Origin of the sequence: Aquimonas voraii (assembly GCF_900101825.1) — a bacterium.
In the GTDB taxonomy this organism is placed as follows: domain Bacteria; phylum Pseudomonadota; class Gammaproteobacteria; order Xanthomonadales; family Xanthomonadaceae; genus Aquimonas; species Aquimonas voraii.
This window is the reverse complement of the sequence record NZ_FNAG01000001.1, coordinates 932,310-949,420: the sequence shown is the minus strand read 5'-3', so window position 1 is coordinate 949,420 and position 17,111 is coordinate 932,310. Positions and strand designations below refer to the sequence as shown.

Here is a 17,111-nt window from a genome sequence, read left to right as displayed (position 1 = left end):
TCTTCTCAGCCAGCCAGGAGCGCGTCATGCCGGTGATCCTGCGCGCGCCGCGGCGACCGCATCGAAGCTCTCGCCAGTGGACTGAAGGCGCACCGGCACCTCCGGAAAGGTCTGGCGGAAGCGGCGGATCGCCACGTCCACATACTCCGGCGCGATCTCGACGGCGCGCGCGATGCGGCCCGTACGCTGCGCCGCCAGGATCGTCGTGCCTGAGCCGCAGAACGGTTCGAACACGATCTCGCCCTCGGCCGAGTAGGCCTCGATCACGAACTCCGGCAGCGCCACCGGAAACACTGCAGGGTGGTCGATGCCTTCACCGATCTTGCCCTTGTGGCGCATGACCCGGATCACCGAGTCGGGAATGCGGTGGTCTTGCGTGGGCTGGCCGGCATGGGTCCAACCACCGACGTCGCCGTCCTTGCCGCGCAGGGCCGTGGACGAACCATCGGCGCGCAGGTGAGTGTCTTGCCCGGCGAACTTGCAGGGCACGATCTTGTTCGGCTTGCGGGTGTCGCGGTTGAAGTGGAAGACGAACTCGAAGCTCGGCGCCAAGCGGCCGGCCCAGTCGCCCGGCATACCCGGGCCCTGGTCCCAGACGTACCACGCGAAGCGCCGCCAACCTTGCGTGCGCATCCACCCGAGCCAGGCATCCCAATACGGGATGAACTCGTTGTCGCGATGGATCAGGCCGAGGTTGACCAGGACTTGGGCCTGGTCGGCCATCGGCAGTGGCGCGAACACGCCGCGCATCAGCGCGTCCCAATCGGCGATGCCGCCGGTGGTGTAGTCGCGCTGGTTGCCATAGGGCGGCGAGGTGAAGCACAACTGCGCCCGGTCGTCCTGCATCAGCGCAGCGATCACGTCGCGGTCGCTGGCGTCGTCGCAGATCAGGCGATGCGGGCCGAGCAGCCAGACGTCGCCCGGGCGCGATACCGCAATCACCGGTGCGTCGGGCACCTCGTCGGCCGCATCGTCTTCCTCGGGCGTCTCATCGGTTGCCTCCGGGTCGCCGGCCTCGGCATCGGTGAGCAGCGACTGCAGCTCGGCATCGTCGAAGCCAGTCAGCGCGAGATCGAAGCCGGCCTCGGTGAGGTCCGCGAGTTCCAGCGCCAGCAGTTCCTCGTCCCAACCGGCGTCGAGCGCCAGGCGGTTGTCGGCGATGACGTAGGCGCGCTTCTGCGCCGGTGACAGGTGGGTCAGTTCGATCACCGGCACGTCGGCCAGACCCAGCTTGCGCGCCGCCGCCAAACGCCCGTGGCCAGCGATGATGCCGTGATCGGCGTCGATCAGGATCGGCGTGGTCCAGCCGAACTCGGCGATGCTCGCGGCGATCTTGGCGATCTGCGCATCGTTGTGCGTGCGCGGATTGCGGGCGTAGGGAATCAGCGTCTCGACCTGGCGGTACTCGACGTGCAGCGGGTTCACGCGGATGCGGGTCCTGAAAATGAAAAACCCGCCGACGAAAGCCGTGGCGGGTGGAGTGGAATCGATGGTGGGTGTGCGAACCGGGTGCGAACCGCGAACCGTGCGAACCTTGGTTCGCACCCTCACGCTAGCGATGCATCGCGCTCGCGCCCCCCGCATGGCACTTCCGGCAGGAAGGACCCCTTTTTCCCCAAGAGCGTCGCGGCGAAGCCACTGTGGCTTCATCGCCACTGCTCCCGAGCATGGAGGAAATCCTACGACGGATCGCCGAAAATGTTGCGCGGACTCATCGCCGCGCATTTCCCACCGTCACCGCAATCGCGGTGAGCGGTCCGCCAAAACACGCCAAAACCCTACGCGATGCACGCACCGTTGAGCTTGGCGGCAACGTGTGCGAGTGCTGCCTGCCAACGCCGCCACGCCGTGCTGCGGTCGCAAGCGAAGCGAATGGTGATGTCGCGCCAGCCGTAGCGCTTGGCGCGCATCCACACCAGGTGGCGCTGCTCCTCTTCAAGCCACTGCACCCAGTGCATCGTTTCCAGCATGCGGTCGATGGCGGCCGGCGACGGTGGGAACGGGCGATAAGCCTTCTCGTCGGCCGAGAAGGCTTCCCACGCGCTGCGGGCGATCACCGGCCAGGTATTGAAGTAGCCCTGCACACGCACGGGTGGCAGGCGACGGCTGGTACTGGCTGCTTCTTCGAAGCGCGCGGCCACTGCGTCAATCGTCCAGGTCCGGTCAGCCACGGCGCGCGCCTCCGTATAGCCGCTCGCCAATGGCCTTCACGAACTCCCGCTCGAAGTAGTCGAGCCGGTCGTCGGTCAGGTGGGCGACGAGGATGTGCTGGTCGCGCCAGCCGCGTTGCTTCATGAGTTCCAAGTCCGTGATCTCGGGCTGGATGCGCGCCAAGGGGCAGCGATAGGTGGGCGTCGGGATCTTCATCTCACGCCTCCTGGCTGGCGATGGCCCAGTGCAGCAGGGCCAGGGCGTCGGCTTCGTTGTCGTCGGCCGGCGCGTGCCCGAGGGCGGTCATCGCCGCGATCACGTGGTCCTTGCTGGCGTTGCCCTTGCCGGTCGCGTGCTTCTTGATCGTGCCGACCGGCACGCCCTGGTAGGGAATCTGGTGGTGCTCGCACCACGCGGTGAGTGTGGCCAGGAAGCCGCCGTAGGCGTGCGCGGCGTCAGTCGAGACATGCCGGCGCACTTCCTCGAAGTGCAGCGCATCGATGCCGCCGGCCACGTCCTTGAGTTCTGCGAGCCAGCGCTTGAAGCGCAGGAAGCGCATGCCGCCGCCTTCGAAGCGCTGCGGTCGGAAGCTCTCGCTGCCGCTGGTGATGGCGCCGTCGCTGCTGCGCAGCGCCCAGCCGGTAGTGGTGCCCAGATCTAGGGCGAGAATCGTCGTCGTCATGAGTTCAGTCCTTAATTCGGTGTGGACTGACGCATCCGACGCGCTATGTCGAAACTCCCATGAGGCGTGTGCACGCGCGCCCGCGCGGGAGAGGTAACGACGTCGTGCGTCAAATGCGTCAGTCGGATGCGTCGGCATGGCCGTCAGTCGTCGGCGTAAGGGGTGTAAGCGGGCTTGGGCGGGCTCTTGAGGCCGATGCCCCGGAAGCCGCGCAGGCCAGACGGGTTGCGCCACTTCTCGATGCCGCGCGTGATCAGCAGATCGGAGAACCGCTTCTGCGAGCCGATGAACTCGCCCGCGGCATCGGCCCACTGCTTCCAGTCGGTGAACAACTCGGCGCTCAGCGACTTGGCGTTGGCCTCGCGCACGCAGCGCTCGTCGAGCCAGCGGCCCAGCGCGTCCTCGGCTTCGAAGTACTCTTCCGTGGCCTCGAGGACCTGCTGCGGTGGATCGAGCCGACCCAGTCGCTGCCAGTCGAGACAGCCCTGCACGGCCCAGGCGAGGATGCCGTCGCGCTCGGCCAGGAGTTTCTGCTGCAGATGTTTGTCGCGACGCTCGGGCGGCACCGTGATCGTGAACGGGATCAGGTGCAGGCGACGCTTCATCGCTTCGTCGATGTTGCGGATGGCCGGCTTGTGGTTGCCGGCCACGACGAGCTTGAACTGCGGGAAGAACTCGAAGAAGTCCTGACGCATGAAGCGTGCGGAGATCTTGTCGCCGCCGGTGAGGTTCTTGACCTTGGACTCGGCCCAGCGCCGACCCTGTTCTGTTTCGATGGCGGCCACGAAGCGAGCGCCGCGCAGGCCCGCCATGTCGGTCGGGTGCCGGTCGGTGCGCGTCTCCATGAAGGTGTCCATCGGCGCGTTGGCGGCGTAGTCGCCGAGGATCGTGGCCAGGGTGTTCACGAACACCGACTTGCCGTTGGCGCCCGTGCCGTAGAGGAAGAACAGCGCGTGCTCCTGCGTCGAGCCGGTCAGTGTGTAGCCCGCCATCCGCTGCAGGTAGGCCTGCAGGTCAGCATCGCCACCGGTGACCTCGGCCAGGAACTGGCGCCAGATCTGGCAGTCGCCGCTGGGCGTCGCCGTAGTGATCTTGGTCATCCGGTCGGCGCGGTCGTGGGAGCGTTGCCGGCCGGTCTTGAGGTCGATCACGCCACCGGGCGTGTTGAGTAGCCAGGGGTCGGCGTCCCACTCGGCGGTGGTGGCCGCGTGCCGGCGATCCGCTCGCGCCAGTCGCTCGACGCCACCGACGGTGCCCGAGGTCGCGAGCTTGGCGGCAATCTTCGGGTTGTCGGCATGGACGGCGGCGTGCCGGCAGACGCAGCGGATCAGGTCGGTCGCTGCCAGCGTGTCCTCGGTGCGCCAGCGGTGACCGTCCCAGACCAGCCAGCGGCCCCACGCCGCGACGTAGCGCCAGTCGCGGTGGTAGCGACGGGTGAAGGCCAGCGCCAGCGCATCCTCGGTGCCCCACACCGATTCGTCGCTGCTGATGACCGGCTCGGCTTCGTCCGCCACGTCATGCATCTGCAGGCGCGGGCCATGCGTGAGGAAGGCGGCGACATCGAAGCCTTCCGCTATGGCATCGGCTGCGTCCCAACCGTCAGCAGCTTCCTCGGGCGGGTAGAGGATGTGGCAGGTCTTGGCGCCGGCCGACAAGATCGCCTGCGCGGCGAGCGTGGCGTACTCCCAGCCCGGCTTGTCACGGTCGGGCCAGATCAGCACGGCTTTGCCGGCCAGCGGTGACCAATCGGTCTTGTCGACCGGCGCGTTGGCGCCGTGCATGGCCGTGGTCGCGCAGATGCCCGTATCGATCAAGGCCTGCGCACACTTCTCGCCTTCCACCAGGACCACCTGCGCGGCAGCGACGATTCCCGGCTGGTGGTAGAGCGGCCGTGGATCGGGCGGCGCCGTCTTGCGGCGGCGCGCGTCCCAGGGACGGAATTCCTTCTTCCGCCCGGGTGGGTCGTAGCGGTAGACGACCGCGATCAGCATGCCGGCGGCGTCGAGGTAGTCCCACTTCGCCGTGGCGGGCCCAAGATCATCGACCGGCGCTTCCTTGCGCGACGCCTTGCTCGGCGTTGCCGGGACACGCCCCGCGAGGTCCGCTGCCGCGTCGAGCAGCCGCGGGAAGTCGCTCACCGGATCGATGCCGCGCGCCGCAGCGATCAGATCGAAGAGATCTCCGCCATCGCCGGTGGCGCGGTCGGTCCACAGCCCGATCTTGTCGCCGGTGAGCACGACCTCAAGGCTGTCGCCGGGGCTGCCGATCACGTCGCCGATCAGGAACAGCCCCTTGCGCTTCTTGCCAGCCGGGAACAGTGCCGACAGCACGCTGTCGATCCGCGCGATCAGCGCCGCACGTACGGCGTCACGCTGTGCGCTGCGGTCCGGGAGCGGAGCTGCGTCGGCTTCGTTGAAATCAAGCATGGGCAGCCTCCTCGGAGGCATCCGATTGCTGGGCCTGCATCCAGGTCAGCAACTCGCCGAGCTTGAAGCGCACCAGCTTGCCGACGCGGTAGTGCGGAATGCCGCGGTGCTTGCGCTGCTGCTTTTGCGCCAGCCAGTGCAACGGCAGGTTGAGACTCATGGCAGCGCTGCGCGCGTCGACGAGTTTCTCGCCAAGCACGTGGTCGTCCGAAGGCGTCGTCATGCTGCGGCCCTCCAGCAGCGGTCCTGCCAGGCGCACATCCGGCACTCGAAATGGGTCGCATCGAAGAAGCGGCGGGGAAGCAGTTCACCGGCCTCGGTGGCGGTGATCACCCGCACGGCGCGATCCGTCATTTGCTGCGCCAGCGCCGCATTGAACGCCACGCGCTCGACGTAGATCTCCATCGTGTCGGCATTGATCGGAGTGAAGATCGCCGGGTGTTCGTGGAGTTCGAGATGGGCCTGGTACAGCGCCACCTGCGCCGCATAGACCGGCTTGGCCACGGCGAGCCCCTTGGACTCGACTTCGCGCCAGGCCTTGGCGCCGAGGCACTTGTTCTCCCACAGCGCCGGGTAGGCGAAGCCGTCCGGTCCGCCGACGATCACGCCATCGACGTGCCCGCGCAGTCGGCCGTCGGCGTCGGCGAAGCCGAATTGCTCACCGTTGGCGCGGCGGGTGCGCAGGTCGAAGCCGGCATCGCGCAGCCAGGCCACCATGCAGTCTTCCATCACGTGGCCAGGCTGGAAGATGCGCAGCATCCGCCCGTCGATGTCGCGGCCGTAGTCCACCGGCGCCTTGGCGTACTCGAACTGCAGCGCGCGCTCGCACTCGACACCCAGACGCGACGCGCCGAGGTAGTCGCGCGACTTCTCCTTCGCGCGCGCCGCCTGCATGCCGCGGTCGATGCGCGCCGTGACCTGGCCACTGACGCTTGCCGTTGCATTGAAGTCGAGCGTCATGGCGACTTCTCCCAGAACGCCTTGTCCTCCAGATCGGAAAAGTCGGTCAGCGGGTCGCGCACCTCGGGCATGCCGCGCACGGGCGGGTACTTCGCCATCTCGTGGTGGGCCGCCATCGCGTTGGTGAAGCAGGTGACGATGGCGCCGATCACCTGCAAGGCCTCGGGCTCGGCATACTCGCCGAGCGGCTTGTCGAATCCGATCGCTTCGGCGGCGGCGCCGAAAGCCTTCAAGCATTTCTGCAGGCACGCGCGCTCGATCTCAGTGGCATCGATCATGTCGGTCTCCGGAATGGTGATTCCCTGAGTGCGCGCGTTCTTCCAGCGGCCGTACAGGGCGTGAAAGGCGTCCTGGCAGCGGCGCGAGCAGAAGACCCAGTCCCAGTGGTGGTGGCGCGGATCGGTCGGCTTGAAGCGGGTGTCGGCATGGCCGAACCCGCGTGCCTGTCGTTTGCAGACCCAGCATTTCAAGGGTCCTCCTTAGCTCGCCCACGCCGGCTTGCCGGTGGGCGCGCGTGCTGGCGCGGCGATGGCCGGTGCGGGGGAATGCGCCGGTGCTGCGGCGGCGCGCGCCGTGGGCGCCGACGGTGCCCCGTGGCCGCGGGCCGGCACGCCCATGAGGCGCGCGTAGTCGGGGTGGTCGGGCTCCACCGCGAGCTTCACCACGTTGCGGTCGCCGCCCTTGGCGTCCTTCTCCACGTCGACGCGGGCGAGGAACTCCAGGCCGTCGAGCTCGTGGAAGCCAGCGATGCGGCGCGCGGCGACCGCCGGCGGCGAGTTGTCCTGCGGGTGGACGTTGCGTGCGCTGTTGAGCGCGGCCCGGAGGAAGCTGCGGCCCATCTGGCCCCAGGTCGGGCCCTTGGCCGAGTACAGGCCGATGTTGCTCCAGAGCTTGCGCTTGGCGAAGTCGCCGCCGGTGACGACGAACTCAGCCGAGAGGTACACCGCGCCGGTCTCGAAGGACTGCGTGGCGTAGCCGCCCGTCCAGCCCTGCGCCGGCTCATCGAAGCCGCCCGGCTTGATGGTCATGCGCACCGGTACCAACGTGCCCTTGGGGATCAGGTCGAAGCCGCTCTGGGTGTCGGCGTCGTTGAAGTCATTCCAGCTCGAAGCATTGGACGTGGTCATGGATTACTCCTTGGAAGTGGCAGAGGCAGGGTTCGGCGCGGCAGTGGCCGCGCACTTGGCGATCAGTGCGCCGAGGTCGGGCGGTTCGAGCAGGTCGAGGCGTCCCGACCGGTCTTTGGCCGGGAAGCCGTAGGGGTTGAGCGTGTGGGTGACGAAGGCGCGGTAGGCGCTGCCGTCCTCGGCTTTGATCTCGGCGAGGGTCACGACCTCGTCGACGATTCCGGGCATCTGCAGGCCGGTCTTACTGCCCTCGATCTGCGGCTCGAAGACCCTGCGGTTGTAGTCGTCGAGGCGCTCGTCGAGGATCGCGACGAACACCACGTTCTTGCCGCGGGCGTGCTGCAGGTGGGTCAGTGCGCCGACCATCTCCTGGCCGAGCAGTCCGTAGGCTGCGCGCAGATCGGGCTTGCCGGAGCGGTCGCTGATGGCGCCCGGCTGCGACTTGCACCAGGTGAAGCACAGCCGCGACATCTGCGTGATCGAATCGACGAAGAAGGTCGCGTAGCGGTCGATCTGAGCAACGTCGCCGAACTGGCCGACGACGTGCTCGTAGTGGGCGACCGAGAACGCCGCCTCTGGCGGCAGCGAGCGGTCCGGCCCGGCGAGGTAGACGAACAGGTCGCGGCACTCCGGCCAGGAGGCCGGGCGGATGGTGTCGCCGGGCCAGTCGGCCACCGAGAGATCGCCGGCCTCGATGTCGATGAACAGCGTCATCGACGGATCGAGATCGCGCAGGCGAGTGGTCTTGCCGATGCCCGACTTGCCGAGCATCAACAGCTTCACGCCCTTGCGCTCGGCCATGCGCTGCTGCGCGGAGATGATGGGGAGGCTCATGCGGCCTCCTTCAGCATCTCGGCGACCGCGGGATTCCAGAGGATCTGGTAGCCGCTGTGGCCGTTGCGAGAGTAAGGCATGGCTTCCGCCCAGGCCTCGCCGGCCTCGGTCAGCTCCCACTCGTCGCGCTCGTTGCGGATCTGCAGACCGTTGTCCGCCAGCAGCCGGTTCGTCGCCTTGGGCGAGCGATTCAGCAGCTTCCCGAGCTGGGTGGCGTTCAAGGCGCACATCGGCTCGTTCGCCGCCGGCAGCGCGCGCCGCCACATCTCAGTGGTGATGCCGGTGTTTTCCTGGATGCAGGTGAGTGTCGCCGCCGCCGCAATACCGGCCTTGACGCCCGGCACTTTGGCGACCGCTTCGCCGATCAGCAGGATGGCGCTGACGCGGTCGTGGGTCGGCGCCGGAAGTGTGGCAAGCGTGCCCGGCGTCAGGTACGACCCGGTCTTGCGAATGGCCGGAATCACATCGTGCGTGACCCAGCGTTTGAAGCGCTTGGCTTCGGCCTTGCGACTGCCGAGGATCAGCGCGTACAGACCGGGTTCGTTGACGGTGGTCATGTCCTGATCACCACCAAGGGTGTGAATTGAACTCACCCCCTTCTCGTCGGGGTCGAGGCGTTCGAGCGCCTTGCGATCCAACTGCAGGGATGCCAGGACATCGGCCGCGACGAACCAAGGCTGATCCTGTTCATCGGTGACGACGCGGAGCGATTGCCCTTCAAAGCTGAAGGGCGCGAGTTGCGTACTCATGGACTCAGTCCTCGGAGATGGTGGTCAGGCGGAAGGTCGGCTTGCCCGGTTTCACGGTGCGGGCGCTGGCGAACTGCTCGCGGAGCGAGGGCGGCCAGTTGTTGAACCGCGATTCGCTGACCGCGTAGTCGACGTCGATGAAGTCCTCGACCTTTTCGCCGGCAGCGGCGATGCGCTGGGCGATGGCGGCGAGCTTGGTCTGGTCCCAGGACACCCGCTTCGGGACATCGACGGTGATGCGGACGGCGCCGTCGTCGATGTGCACGGTGCCGAAGTCCTTGCCAGCATCGGCGCGAACTTTCTGGATGCGCTCGGCGTAGCTTTGGTCGAGTGCCGCATCGACCTTGGCGCGCTGCTGCTTGTGTCAGGTAAGAAGGTCGTCGAGGTTGCGGACGATCTCGGCGAGCTGAGGCGCCGGAAGTGCGGCGAGGTCAGCGACGCTGAGTGCCGTGAGGCGGTCGGGCAGAACGGTCATTGCAGTCATGGCCCCACCTCACGCCGACGCGTGCTGGTAGGTGGACTCGTGCAGCACCCGGCGTTCGAAGTCGATCACCGACTCCAGCGGGTAGCCGACGCGCTTGGACAGCTTCAGGTACTTCGGGCCGCGGCCCTCCGAGCGCCACCGCTGCAGGGTCTTGGGGCTCACGCCCCAGCGGTTCGCGACCTCGTTTTCGTTGAGAACCCGGCGGTCGCCGGGAGCCAGTTCGCTGATGGGCGGGGTGGTGCGGGCTTGCGCTTGCATCTGTTCCTCCTGTGATTCCGCTGCGGAATCGGTGGAGGCATTTCAGGTTTTCAGTGGCGAATTGCCGATGGACGCACTGGCGAATTTTCTCGATGGCAAATATTCGCCGGTAGTTCGCCGACGCCAGAAACGACAACGGCGAGCTCGAGGCTCGCCGTTGGGGTGGATGCGTGTTCGGATCAGGTCAACGTTCGGGAAAACCGAGCAGGCGTCGCTGTTCGTTCCAGTCGCGCGGGATGATGTCGATGCGGCCGCGCAACGCATGCAGGTTGACGTGGCGAGGCTGCCGACCTTCGACGATGGCGGTGATGATGTCGGGCGCAAGCAGCGTCATCCTCAAGATCTCTGAAACCCAGCCGCGCTCGAGCTTTTGCTTCCGGGCCAGATCGCTGACATGCGGGTAACGGCCCTCGTCGAGTTGCCTCTGCCAATGGAAGCCTTTCCCGAGCGTTCGGATCATGGATTCGTCGAAGCCGCCGACCGTGGAATCCGGCGCCGAGGATGGTGGCGGGGTCAGCACCTTGCGGTTCTGGCGGCGCTTGATCGTCAGCGGGACCACCGTGACCCGTTGTCCGTTGCTGACGTAGCTGCGTGAATCCTCCTTGGTTTCTATGGTGACGGCGAACCTCCGTGCCTGCGTGTTCATGCGGCAGCCTCCAGGTCGCGATGCTCCTCGACGAGTGGGTGGGCGCAGACGTCGCGGCCAAGGCCGATCCAGCCGTCCTCGCGCCAGTGGATGTCGAGGCCATCGCCGTGCAGTTGGATGCGCTCGATCAGGAGCCGAAGGATGCGTTGCTGCTCGGACGGGAACAGCTGCGCCCAGACGTCGCCGATGCGGCGCATGCCGATCACGACCTGCGCCTCATCCAGACCGGCGCCTTCGGGATGGCGCAAGCAGGCGCGCCACACGCCGATCAGAACTTCCGGCGCGGCGAGCGCGGCATGCACCTGCGCCAGCACTGCGTTTTCGAGGTCGGCAGCGGGTAGATGGCCGAGGTTAGGGACGTTGGCGTTCCGCTGGGTTCCCGCGGCATGGCGCTTGTGCATCTGCGGGACGTAGTACCGGTAGCAACGCCCGTTCTTCTTGCGGGTGTACGAGTGAATCATGCGTTGACCATCCGGCGCGAACAGCAGGCCGGCGAGCAACGCGGGATTCTTCTGCAGTGCATCGCGCGGGCCTTGTTTGCGGCGCTCCATGAAGGCCTGCACCGCGTCCCACGCCTCTCGCGCGACGATGGCTTGATGCTGACCGGGATAGGCGCGGCCGCGGTGGGTCAGTTCGCCCAGGTAGATCCGATTGCGCAGCATCTTGAACAGGAACTTCTGGTCGATGGGGCTGCCCGACCGGTGGCGGCCGGTCTGGGTCACCCATGCCTTGGTGGTCACACCTTCCTCGGCGAGTTCACGCACGATCCGCGCCGCCGACCCGTGTTCGCCATATCGGCGGAACAGATCGCGCACCAGCGCCGCCTCGGGCGGGTTGACCACGAGCTTGCGCTCGACGACGTCGTAGCCGAGCGGAGGAACACCGCCCATCCACATGCCCTTGGCCTTGCTGGCGGCGATCTTGTCGCGGATGCGCTCGCCGGTGACCTCGCGCTCGAACTGCGCGAAGGACAGCAGGATGTTGAGGGTTAGCCGGCCCATCGACGTCGTGGTGTTGAACTGCTGCGTTACCGACACGAAGGACACGTTGTTGCGGTCGAACACATCGACGAGCCTGGCGAAATCCGCAAGCGAACGGGTCAGTCGGTCGATCTTGTAGACGACCACGATGTCGACGCGCTTGGCCTCGATGTCGGCGAGCAGGCGCCGCAGGCCCGGGCGTTCCATGTTGCCGCCCGAGAAGCCACCATCGTCGTAGCCGTCGTCCAGCGCCATCCAGCCCTCGTGGCGCTGGCTGGCGATGAACGCCAGACCAGCATCGCGCTGGGCTTCGAGGCTGTTGTACTCCTGGTCGAGCCCTTCGTCGCTGGATTTGCGGGTGTAGATCGCACAGCGCTTCTTGGTGACGACCGGCGCCGGCGGCGCGTAGGCAGTGCGCTGCGGCTTCATGCGCGCTCCTTGGTGGTGAGTCCGAAGAAGGCAGGACCGGACCAGCGCGTGCCGGCGATGTGGCAGGCGATGGCGGTCAGGCTGGTGTAGCGCCGACCGTCGTATTCAAAGTCGTTGGGCCCGCGGACCAGCACGCGATGCTCGACGTCGTCGAACACGCGCGTCAGCATCGTTCCCGGCAGAAGTCGGTTGGCGTCGCGCCGCATCGCCCGCGGCAGTAGACCGGTCTGGCCGATCTCCTCCAGTTGCTTGCGCACCGAAGGCTTCAGTCCACCGAAAGCTCGCTCCTGCATTCGGTACGCGAGCCGCGATTCGAGCCAGACGCGCTGGTGGTGGCCGGGTCGCTCGTCGAAGTGGTCATCCCACAGCGCCCACAGCTGCTCCATCGATAGGTGCGGCAATTGAGCGACGCGGGCGGCGACAGTCGCGGCATCGAGGTGCTTGTTGAGCATGGGCATCAGCGAACTCCTTTCGGTTGAGAGGGGTTCGCATGAACACGCTGCTGGCCACCGAAGCCAAGGTCAACCGCGCTCTCGGCGGTTGTCGATGACGAAGCGCGTCGACACAGGCGCAAGAAGGCGGCGGCCAGGATGTCAGCTACCTCCTGATGCGGGTGGCGGGGTTCATCGTGATCTGAGAAGAGTTCTTGACGGAACATGGTTAGCGATCAGTGTTGCAACGCCGCCCATGCTATTGGCCGAGAACTTATGCTGTAACGGGAATGCGCGCAGTAACGGGGCCAGCAAGCCCTTATGGCCAACCCAGTGCCGTTCGAACATGCTCGATCTTTGTGGCTAGCACGACCTCTGGGCGGTCCAAGGCGCCCCACACCAATCCGCATACCCGAGCATCGCCCGGAGACCAAGTTTCCGAACGGCGCATGCGCGACAAGTACTTCGTGTCCCAAAGCAAACTACCGCTCATGCCCTTTGCGTGAGGCAGTGCTGTCAATTCCCCGTTTGCCGTACGCTGCGCTTCACTTGGGTAGTGGACGGCAACGTGAAGGTCGGGATTGAATAGATCTTCGCCTTCCCCGTTCCAGCCACGAATTACCTGAGACAGCATCGGCAATCCCCGTGTTTCTAGAGGCCCACCAAAGCGAGTCATGCGCAACCGACCTTCAGTTGGCACGTCGTGCCGATTGGCCGAGTAACCCGGGAATCCAATCCAAAAAAGCAACTCGTCCTGCTCCGCCAACATTTGCCCGTCAATAAGTTCGAACGGCACCGCCTCCTTCATGCCTGTTGACTGAGGATATAGCGTGGGCGCGCAAGCTGCGTCGACGGGGTAGGAGCGTCGGCACCAAGGTTGCGTGACAGCCACGTAGTCATCAGTGGGGCCTGGAAGGTGTGCGAGTACTCCGCCGGTCGGCACATCATCCACGACGTGTTGGTTGGTCAACAGGATTCGACTTCCCGAGACCTCGAGATAGTTCCCGGTCGCCCAAGACACTCCGTGTCCATGCTCGAGTGACATGCTGATTGGGGTGACGAAACGCATCACCAGATCACGCATTGCGTCTTTGACCATTGCGCAACTTGCCGGCCAGTCTTGGTGCATTTGGAAGGAATCCTTCGACGATCAGTGGGCAGGAAATTGACCGGAATCTGCGAAGCGATCTGAGGTATCTGGTACGCACTCGTCCTTCCAAGAGTCGTCCCAGTCTCGCGGCTCTGCACTTTCGAGTAGCAGGAGGGTGAGCACGCGATCCCGGTTAACGAACGTGTGCTTGAACTCCCGCAACTTCATGTGCGCGCCTTCCTCGGCGCACCAGATCGCGGCGGAACATTCCTCACCATCGAAGCATTGCACCACGCTTGCGTCAGCGGCCAGGGTGCCGGCGAACGGCTCTTGCGCAGACTCTAGCTGGCGGACGAAGGCGCCGGTCTTGCGTGCGTTGCGGCTGGCCCGCTGGTACTTGAGGAAGCCCTGATCCCAGTGGATCAAGATCGCGCGCTGGTCGGTGGCTTCGATGAAGCGCAGGCACAAGGCTTCGAACGAGACCTCGAAGGTGCGGGCGATGTCGCTCAGCAAGTGCAGCGTGACCTTGCGCTGATCGCCGAGGAAGCGCCGCAGCAGATCCAGCGGCATCAGCAGATTGCTGGCGAATTCGTTGGCTTCGCGCTCGATGTTCCGCCCGTCGAACTGGCCGGACGTAACGCCGCGGTTGTCGCACTCGAAGCGGTTCTGCAGCGCACGGTGCAGAACGAAGTGGCCCAACTCATGCGCGACGGTGAAGCGGCTGCGCTCGGGTGTTGCGTGTTGCTTGTAGAGGATGCCCCATTCGGCGGGATCGTCCGGGTTGCGCACCAAGCAGCCCTCGAAGCCGCTGACGTCGAGCGGCGTCGGCGCCTTGATTTCTCGGACGCCGGCGCCGTAGGGCGTGGTCGGCAGCATCTGCCGCACGACGTCGAGATCGGTGGCTTCAGGCATGTTGTCTCCATGCCAGGCACGCAACCACTTCAGAACCGTGGCGGCCGCGGTGAAACCGTTTAGGGCCGTCGCACTCACGACTTCGCGTCACCCTCGCCGCGACCCGGGAACATCAGCTTGAGCGCTTGGCGGTAGCGCTCCTTCTCCTCGTCGGTCATGCCAGCGTATTCGCGAAAGAACGCGACGTCCTCGGGCTTGGCTTCGTGAACTGGGCGAGGCGTTTCCTCCATCAGGTCCTCGACCGTGACTCCGAAGGTCTTCGCGAGCAGGAGCACGCGCTCGGCCGACGGCCGTTGGCCGTCCTTCATCTCCAGTTCCCAGATGTAGCCGCGGGTGCAACCGACGGCGTCGGCCACCTGCTGCAAGGTCATGCCTTTGGCTTCGCGTAGGCGCCGAAGCCGGGTTCCGAGTGTGGTTGCCATCGGTCTGCTTCTACTGGACAGGCGTCTCAAGACGTGAGCCGGAAGTATAGCCACGAGATACATCAGCGGGGTGAGGCGCTCTCGATAATTGACAAGCGGAAGTCCGGGTACTAGCCTTTCGCTGTATCTCGCTACACGACAAACGCAGGGAGCATTGCCTTCAAACACTGACACCCGTTGTGCCTGATCTCGTGCTGTCCAGCTCCCGACTGCCAGTCCTTTGAAGGAACTCCCCGCAATGAAGAAAACGTTTGTCGATGTGCTGCTCGAACTCCCGGTCGACGCCACGCTCCATCAGCTCCTGACTGAGCACGCGCTGCCTGTGCCGCTGGGCTTCGCCTGGGACGACACCCCCGAAACCTCGCGTGCGCTGCTCGACTGCGTCCGCCAGTGGTCCGATATCGATGCCAAGGATCGCCTGGTCGGCGAACTGAATGCGTGCCTGCCTTTGGCAGACGGGCCGGGGCAGCAGGCTATCTTCCAGGCGGCCGCCAGCGGCGGCAGCGCCCTCATCGGGCTCGCGAGCTGCAAGAGCGACCTGCATCGCGCCTTCTGGCTCTACCGGCACCATCCCGACCTGTTCCGCCACGCGCTGGATGCCGACTTCATCGAGCGTCGGGGCAGTCAGGTCCAGCAGCATGCGCTGGGTATCAAGCGTCATCCGAACATGACCAAGCCCGCGCTCGCAGCCTTCGGTCAGGCTGTCTCGAAGTTCTATCAGCGCATGCTGAGCTGCGGCGACGGTGTCGAGACCACCATCTTCCAGCGTAGCCCTGGCGTGTTCCTGCTGACCGCGCACGTCAAGGGTCTGGCGATGCTGCACCTCGAGTTCCAGGGCACGTCGCTGACGCGCCGCGTCGGCAACCCGAGCATCCACGGGATGCTGGAGTACTCCGAGAAGACGGGTGTGGTGCGCACGCTGATCAAGGGTGGCGCCGCCTTCCACCAGATGCTGGCCAGCGAATTCGCTACCCACGTGTTGGGCCAGATCGTCGATGCCAAGCGCATCAAGCCGGAGAAGCTCGACCTCACGCAGTTCCGCGCAGGCGTCGATTTCCCGCAGGCCATCAAGGATGGCTTCGTCGCCGTGCAACTCAAGCAGATCACGGTGCTGAGCCCGACCGGCAAGCTCAAGGTCGAAGCCACGGCGACGGCGATGGCTCAGCATCAGTCGGTCACCGAGTTGATGCAGGAAGAGATGTCGGCGCCACTGGAGGGCGGCTGGACGGTGACCGCGGTGCAGATCAACCTCTACTACCCGGGCGAGGCCGGGCGCAGGAATCGGGTGGTCACCGCTGAATTGACCAGCATGGGCCGGTTGAGGCTTCCGATGCGCGATCCGGTGATGAAGGCCAACGTCGAGCGCTACCTCGTCGAGAAGGGAATCCTGGCGCGCGGCCAGACGCTGGATGCAGACGACTTCCCGCAGGCCGACGCCCAGCCGCACTCGATGATCGAGGGCTGACCGTTGTCGGCGCATGCGCAGTGGGCGCTGGTGTGCCGCTTGTTCTCAACCGGCGCGCCCGTGATGAAGATGCGGCTGTCGGAGAGCGAGGTCGACGTCCTGCCCGCGCTGGCGAAGGCTGTGAAGCCGACGTCGCACAACGTCAGCATCGTTCCATGCCCTTACTGCGGAATGAATGGCGGCGAGGTGCGGCGCGGTCGAGACGGCGATCTGGAATGCTGCTGCGCCGGGTGCGGTGCGGTTCCAATTGATGCCGATGACCTGGCAGCACTCATGCTCGACGAGAACTGGCTACACCGGAGGCTCCGCGCAGCGCTGAGCATTGAGTCGGATGGCGGGTCTGCGGCGCTTGCCGCGGGCGCGTGGATGCTGGGTCATGCCGGGAAGACTCCCGTGGTTCTGACGCGCGACATCCGCCGTTTGTGGCGAGAGCCTGGGCTGTTGGATCGCGTGCGCGCCGCCAACGGTCCGGTGCATGTGATCGCGCCGGCGCATCAGATTGCCGCCGGTGTGCCCACGGATGCGGGCGTGGAGTGGCTGGCGCTGGAAGAACGGTTCCGGCTGCACGGCGAAGCAATCTCGTTCCTGGGCGCTCGTGGGACGGTCACCACCACACGGCGCAGGAACGATCCGACGGCACCCGTGCATGGGCCGTTTTCGGCGGACTTCCGGCTCGTGCACCTGGAAGGCGACGACGGCGCGCCGATTCGGTGCACGAAGGCGCAGGCGGATGTGTTCCGCGCGCTCTGGGAGTTCGAGGGCAAAGACCGCTCGGCGGAGGACGTGATGACCCGCGCCGGGCGCAAGAGCGCGAAGCCCATCGACGTGTTCAAGGCGCATCCCGAGCCCAAGCGCGCCTACGAAGCCTTGGTCGTCACCAACCAGAAGGAAGGCCTCTACCGCATGCCATGTGCGAACCAGTAGTTGCTGGCCGGCATCGCAGCGAAAGAGCATGTATGAAGTCAATCAGTGCCTGTTGCTACCAGGCAACTAAGTCCGGCTCGTCAGACCAGGAAGTTGGCGCTGGCAAGCCGCGCCAATCCCCCAAAAACCTCATCGCAGGTT

At 65.8% G+C, this 17,111-nt stretch carries 19 protein-coding genes and 1 pseudogene; 2 read left to right on the top strand and 18 right to left on the bottom strand.

What is annotated here, in order from left to right; genetic code table 11:
- Positions 1-24 precede the first annotated feature (24 nt).
- The 18 genes and pseudogenes from BLP83_RS04050 to BLP83_RS03960 form a co-directional block, all read right to left on the bottom strand.
- Positions 25-1,425: a site-specific DNA-methyltransferase gene (locus BLP83_RS04050; RefSeq protein WP_091239119.1), complete on the bottom strand. Its 1,401-nt coding sequence runs from the start codon at positions 1,423-1,425 to the stop codon at positions 25-27.
- A gap of 353 nt (positions 1,426-1,778) precedes the next feature.
- Positions 1,779-2,141 carry a DUF6362 family protein gene (locus tag BLP83_RS04045; RefSeq protein WP_245679943.1) on the bottom strand — a complete coding sequence of 121 codons (363 nt, stop codon included), beginning with the start codon at positions 2,139-2,141 and terminating at the stop codon, positions 1,779-1,781.
- Positions 2,142-2,163: 22 nt separating this feature from the next.
- Positions 2,164-2,367 (bottom strand): hypothetical protein, encoded by a 204-nt coding sequence (locus tag BLP83_RS04040; RefSeq protein ID WP_091239115.1) that lies wholly within the window; start codon positions 2,365-2,367, stop codon positions 2,164-2,166.
- 1 nt (position 2,368) lies between these two features.
- Entirely contained in the window at positions 2,369-2,833 is a 465-nt protein-coding gene (locus BLP83_RS04035) for a crossover junction endodeoxyribonuclease RuvC (protein ID WP_091239113.1), read from the bottom strand.
- Between the two features lie 143 nt (positions 2,834-2,976).
- The gene (locus BLP83_RS04030) at positions 2,977-5,259 is read right to left on the bottom strand and encodes a phage/plasmid primase, P4 family (RefSeq protein ID WP_091239111.1); all 2,283 of its coding nucleotides are present in this window, start codon (positions 5,257-5,259) and stop codon (positions 2,977-2,979) included.
- Positions 5,252-5,482, bottom strand: coding sequence for a DNA-binding protein (locus BLP83_RS04025; RefSeq protein WP_091239461.1), 231 nt, complete (start codon positions 5,480-5,482; stop codon positions 5,252-5,254). The genes BLP83_RS04030 and BLP83_RS04025 overlap by 8 nt, the downstream gene beginning before the upstream one ends.
- On the bottom strand, positions 5,479-6,219 hold the full coding sequence (locus BLP83_RS04020; RefSeq protein WP_091239108.1) for a PD-(D/E)XK nuclease family protein: 741 nt from the start codon (positions 6,217-6,219) through the stop codon (positions 5,479-5,481). The genes BLP83_RS04025 and BLP83_RS04020 overlap by 4 nt, the downstream gene beginning before the upstream one ends.
- Positions 6,216-6,689, bottom strand: coding sequence for a DUF6511 domain-containing protein (locus BLP83_RS04015; protein ID WP_091239107.1), 474 nt, complete (start codon positions 6,687-6,689; stop codon positions 6,216-6,218). The genes BLP83_RS04020 and BLP83_RS04015 overlap by 4 nt, the downstream gene beginning before the upstream one ends.
- Before the next feature lie 9 nt (positions 6,690-6,698).
- Positions 6,699-7,346 carry a hypothetical protein gene (locus BLP83_RS04010; protein WP_091239104.1) on the bottom strand — a complete coding sequence of 216 codons (648 nt, stop codon included), beginning with the start codon at positions 7,344-7,346 and terminating at the stop codon, positions 6,699-6,701.
- 3 nt (positions 7,347-7,349) lie between these two features.
- A complete protein-coding gene (locus BLP83_RS04005) occupies positions 7,350-8,180 on the bottom strand; it encodes an ATP-binding protein (RefSeq protein WP_091239103.1) in 831 nt (276 codons plus the stop codon).
- The gene (locus tag BLP83_RS04000; protein ID WP_091239100.1) at positions 8,177-8,929 is read right to left on the bottom strand and encodes a BRO-N domain-containing protein; all 753 of its coding nucleotides are present in this window, start codon (positions 8,927-8,929) and stop codon (positions 8,177-8,179) included. Before BLP83_RS04000 ends, BLP83_RS04005 begins: the two co-directional genes overlap by 4 nt.
- Before the next feature lie 4 nt (positions 8,930-8,933).
- A pseudogene (locus BLP83_RS18840) lies at positions 8,934-9,278 on the bottom strand (DUF7173 family protein); the annotation flags it as partial.
- A 144-nt stretch (positions 9,279-9,422) separates the two neighbouring features.
- Complete coding sequence (locus tag BLP83_RS03990; RefSeq protein ID WP_091239098.1) at positions 9,423-9,671, bottom strand: helix-turn-helix transcriptional regulator; 249 nt, start codon at positions 9,669-9,671, stop codon at positions 9,423-9,425.
- Between the two features lie 184 nt (positions 9,672-9,855).
- On the bottom strand, positions 9,856-10,317 hold the full coding sequence (locus tag BLP83_RS03985) for a hypothetical protein (protein WP_091239095.1): 462 nt from the start codon (positions 10,315-10,317) through the stop codon (positions 9,856-9,858).
- The gene (locus BLP83_RS03980; protein ID WP_091239093.1) at positions 10,314-11,726 is read right to left on the bottom strand and encodes a recombinase family protein; all 1,413 of its coding nucleotides are present in this window, start codon (positions 11,724-11,726) and stop codon (positions 10,314-10,316) included. Before BLP83_RS03980 ends, BLP83_RS03985 begins: the two co-directional genes overlap by 4 nt.
- A complete protein-coding gene (locus BLP83_RS03975; RefSeq protein WP_245679942.1) occupies positions 11,723-12,184 on the bottom strand; it encodes a DUF2924 domain-containing protein in 462 nt (153 codons plus the stop codon). Before BLP83_RS03975 ends, BLP83_RS03980 begins: the two co-directional genes overlap by 4 nt.
- A 1,123-nt stretch (positions 12,185-13,307) precedes the next feature.
- On the bottom strand, positions 13,308-14,237 hold the full coding sequence (locus BLP83_RS03965) for an ImmA/IrrE family metallo-endopeptidase (RefSeq protein ID WP_218121176.1): 930 nt from the start codon (positions 14,235-14,237) through the stop codon (positions 13,308-13,310).
- On the bottom strand, positions 14,234-14,581 hold the full coding sequence (locus BLP83_RS03960; protein ID WP_091239084.1) for a helix-turn-helix domain-containing protein: 348 nt from the start codon (positions 14,579-14,581) through the stop codon (positions 14,234-14,236). The genes BLP83_RS03965 and BLP83_RS03960 overlap by 4 nt, the downstream gene beginning before the upstream one ends.
- A 238-nt stretch (positions 14,582-14,819) precedes the next feature.
- Here BLP83_RS03960 and BLP83_RS03955 point away from each other — a divergent pair, with 238 nt between their 5' ends.
- Both BLP83_RS03955 and BLP83_RS03950 read left to right on the top strand, forming a co-directional pair.
- Positions 14,820-16,046 carry a hypothetical protein gene (locus tag BLP83_RS03955; RefSeq protein WP_091239081.1) on the top strand — a complete coding sequence of 409 codons (1,227 nt, stop codon included), beginning with the start codon at positions 14,820-14,822 and terminating at the stop codon, positions 16,044-16,046.
- Between the two features lie 3 nt (positions 16,047-16,049).
- On the top strand, positions 16,050-16,970 hold the full coding sequence (locus BLP83_RS03950; RefSeq protein ID WP_091239078.1) for a hypothetical protein: 921 nt from the start codon (positions 16,050-16,052) through the stop codon (positions 16,968-16,970).
- Positions 16,971-17,111: the final 141 nt, after the last annotated feature.

What these genes read in the sequence shown, in the direction of transcription:
- BLP83_RS04040 (WP_091239115.1), bottom strand. Translation starts at nt 2,367, where the DNA reads ATGAAGATCCCGACGCCCACCTATCGCTGCCCCTTGGCGCGCATCCAG.
- BLP83_RS04035 (WP_091239113.1), bottom strand. Translation starts at nt 2,833, where the DNA reads ATGACGACGACGATTCTCGCCCTAGATCTGGGCACCACTACCGGCTGG.
- BLP83_RS04030 (WP_091239111.1), bottom strand. Translation starts at nt 5,259, where the DNA reads ATGCTTGATTTCAACGAAGCCGACGCAGCTCCGCTCCCGGACCGCAGC.
- BLP83_RS04025 (WP_091239461.1), bottom strand. Translation starts at nt 5,482, where the DNA reads ATGACGACGCCTTCGGACGACCACGTGCTTGGCGAGAAACTCGTCGAC.
- BLP83_RS04020 (WP_091239108.1), bottom strand. Translation starts at nt 6,219, where the DNA reads ATGACGCTCGACTTCAATGCAACGGCAAGCGTCAGTGGCCAGGTCACG.
- BLP83_RS04010 (WP_091239104.1), bottom strand. Translation starts at nt 7,346, where the DNA reads ATGACCACGTCCAATGCTTCGAGCTGGAATGACTTCAACGACGCCGAC.
- BLP83_RS04005 (WP_091239103.1), bottom strand. Translation starts at nt 8,180, where the DNA reads ATGAGCCTCCCCATCATCTCCGCGCAGCAGCGCATGGCCGAGCGCAAG.
- BLP83_RS04000 (WP_091239100.1), bottom strand. Translation starts at nt 8,929, where the DNA reads ATGAGTACGCAACTCGCGCCCTTCAGCTTTGAAGGGCAATCGCTCCGC.
- BLP83_RS03990 (WP_091239098.1), bottom strand. Translation starts at nt 9,671, where the DNA reads ATGCAAGCGCAAGCCCGCACCACCCCGCCCATCAGCGAACTGGCTCCC.
- BLP83_RS03985 (WP_091239095.1), bottom strand. Translation starts at nt 10,317, where the DNA reads ATGAACACGCAGGCACGGAGGTTCGCCGTCACCATAGAAACCAAGGAG.
- BLP83_RS03980 (WP_091239093.1), bottom strand. Translation starts at nt 11,726, where the DNA reads ATGAAGCCGCAGCGCACTGCCTACGCGCCGCCGGCGCCGGTCGTCACC.
- BLP83_RS03975 (WP_245679942.1), bottom strand. Translation starts at nt 12,184, where the DNA reads ATGCCCATGCTCAACAAGCACCTCGATGCCGCGACTGTCGCCGCCCGC.
- BLP83_RS03960 (WP_091239084.1), bottom strand. Translation starts at nt 14,581, where the DNA reads ATGGCAACCACACTCGGAACCCGGCTTCGGCGCCTACGCGAAGCCAAA.
- BLP83_RS03955 (WP_091239081.1), top strand. Translation starts at nt 14,820, where the DNA reads ATGAAGAAAACGTTTGTCGATGTGCTGCTCGAACTCCCGGTCGACGCC.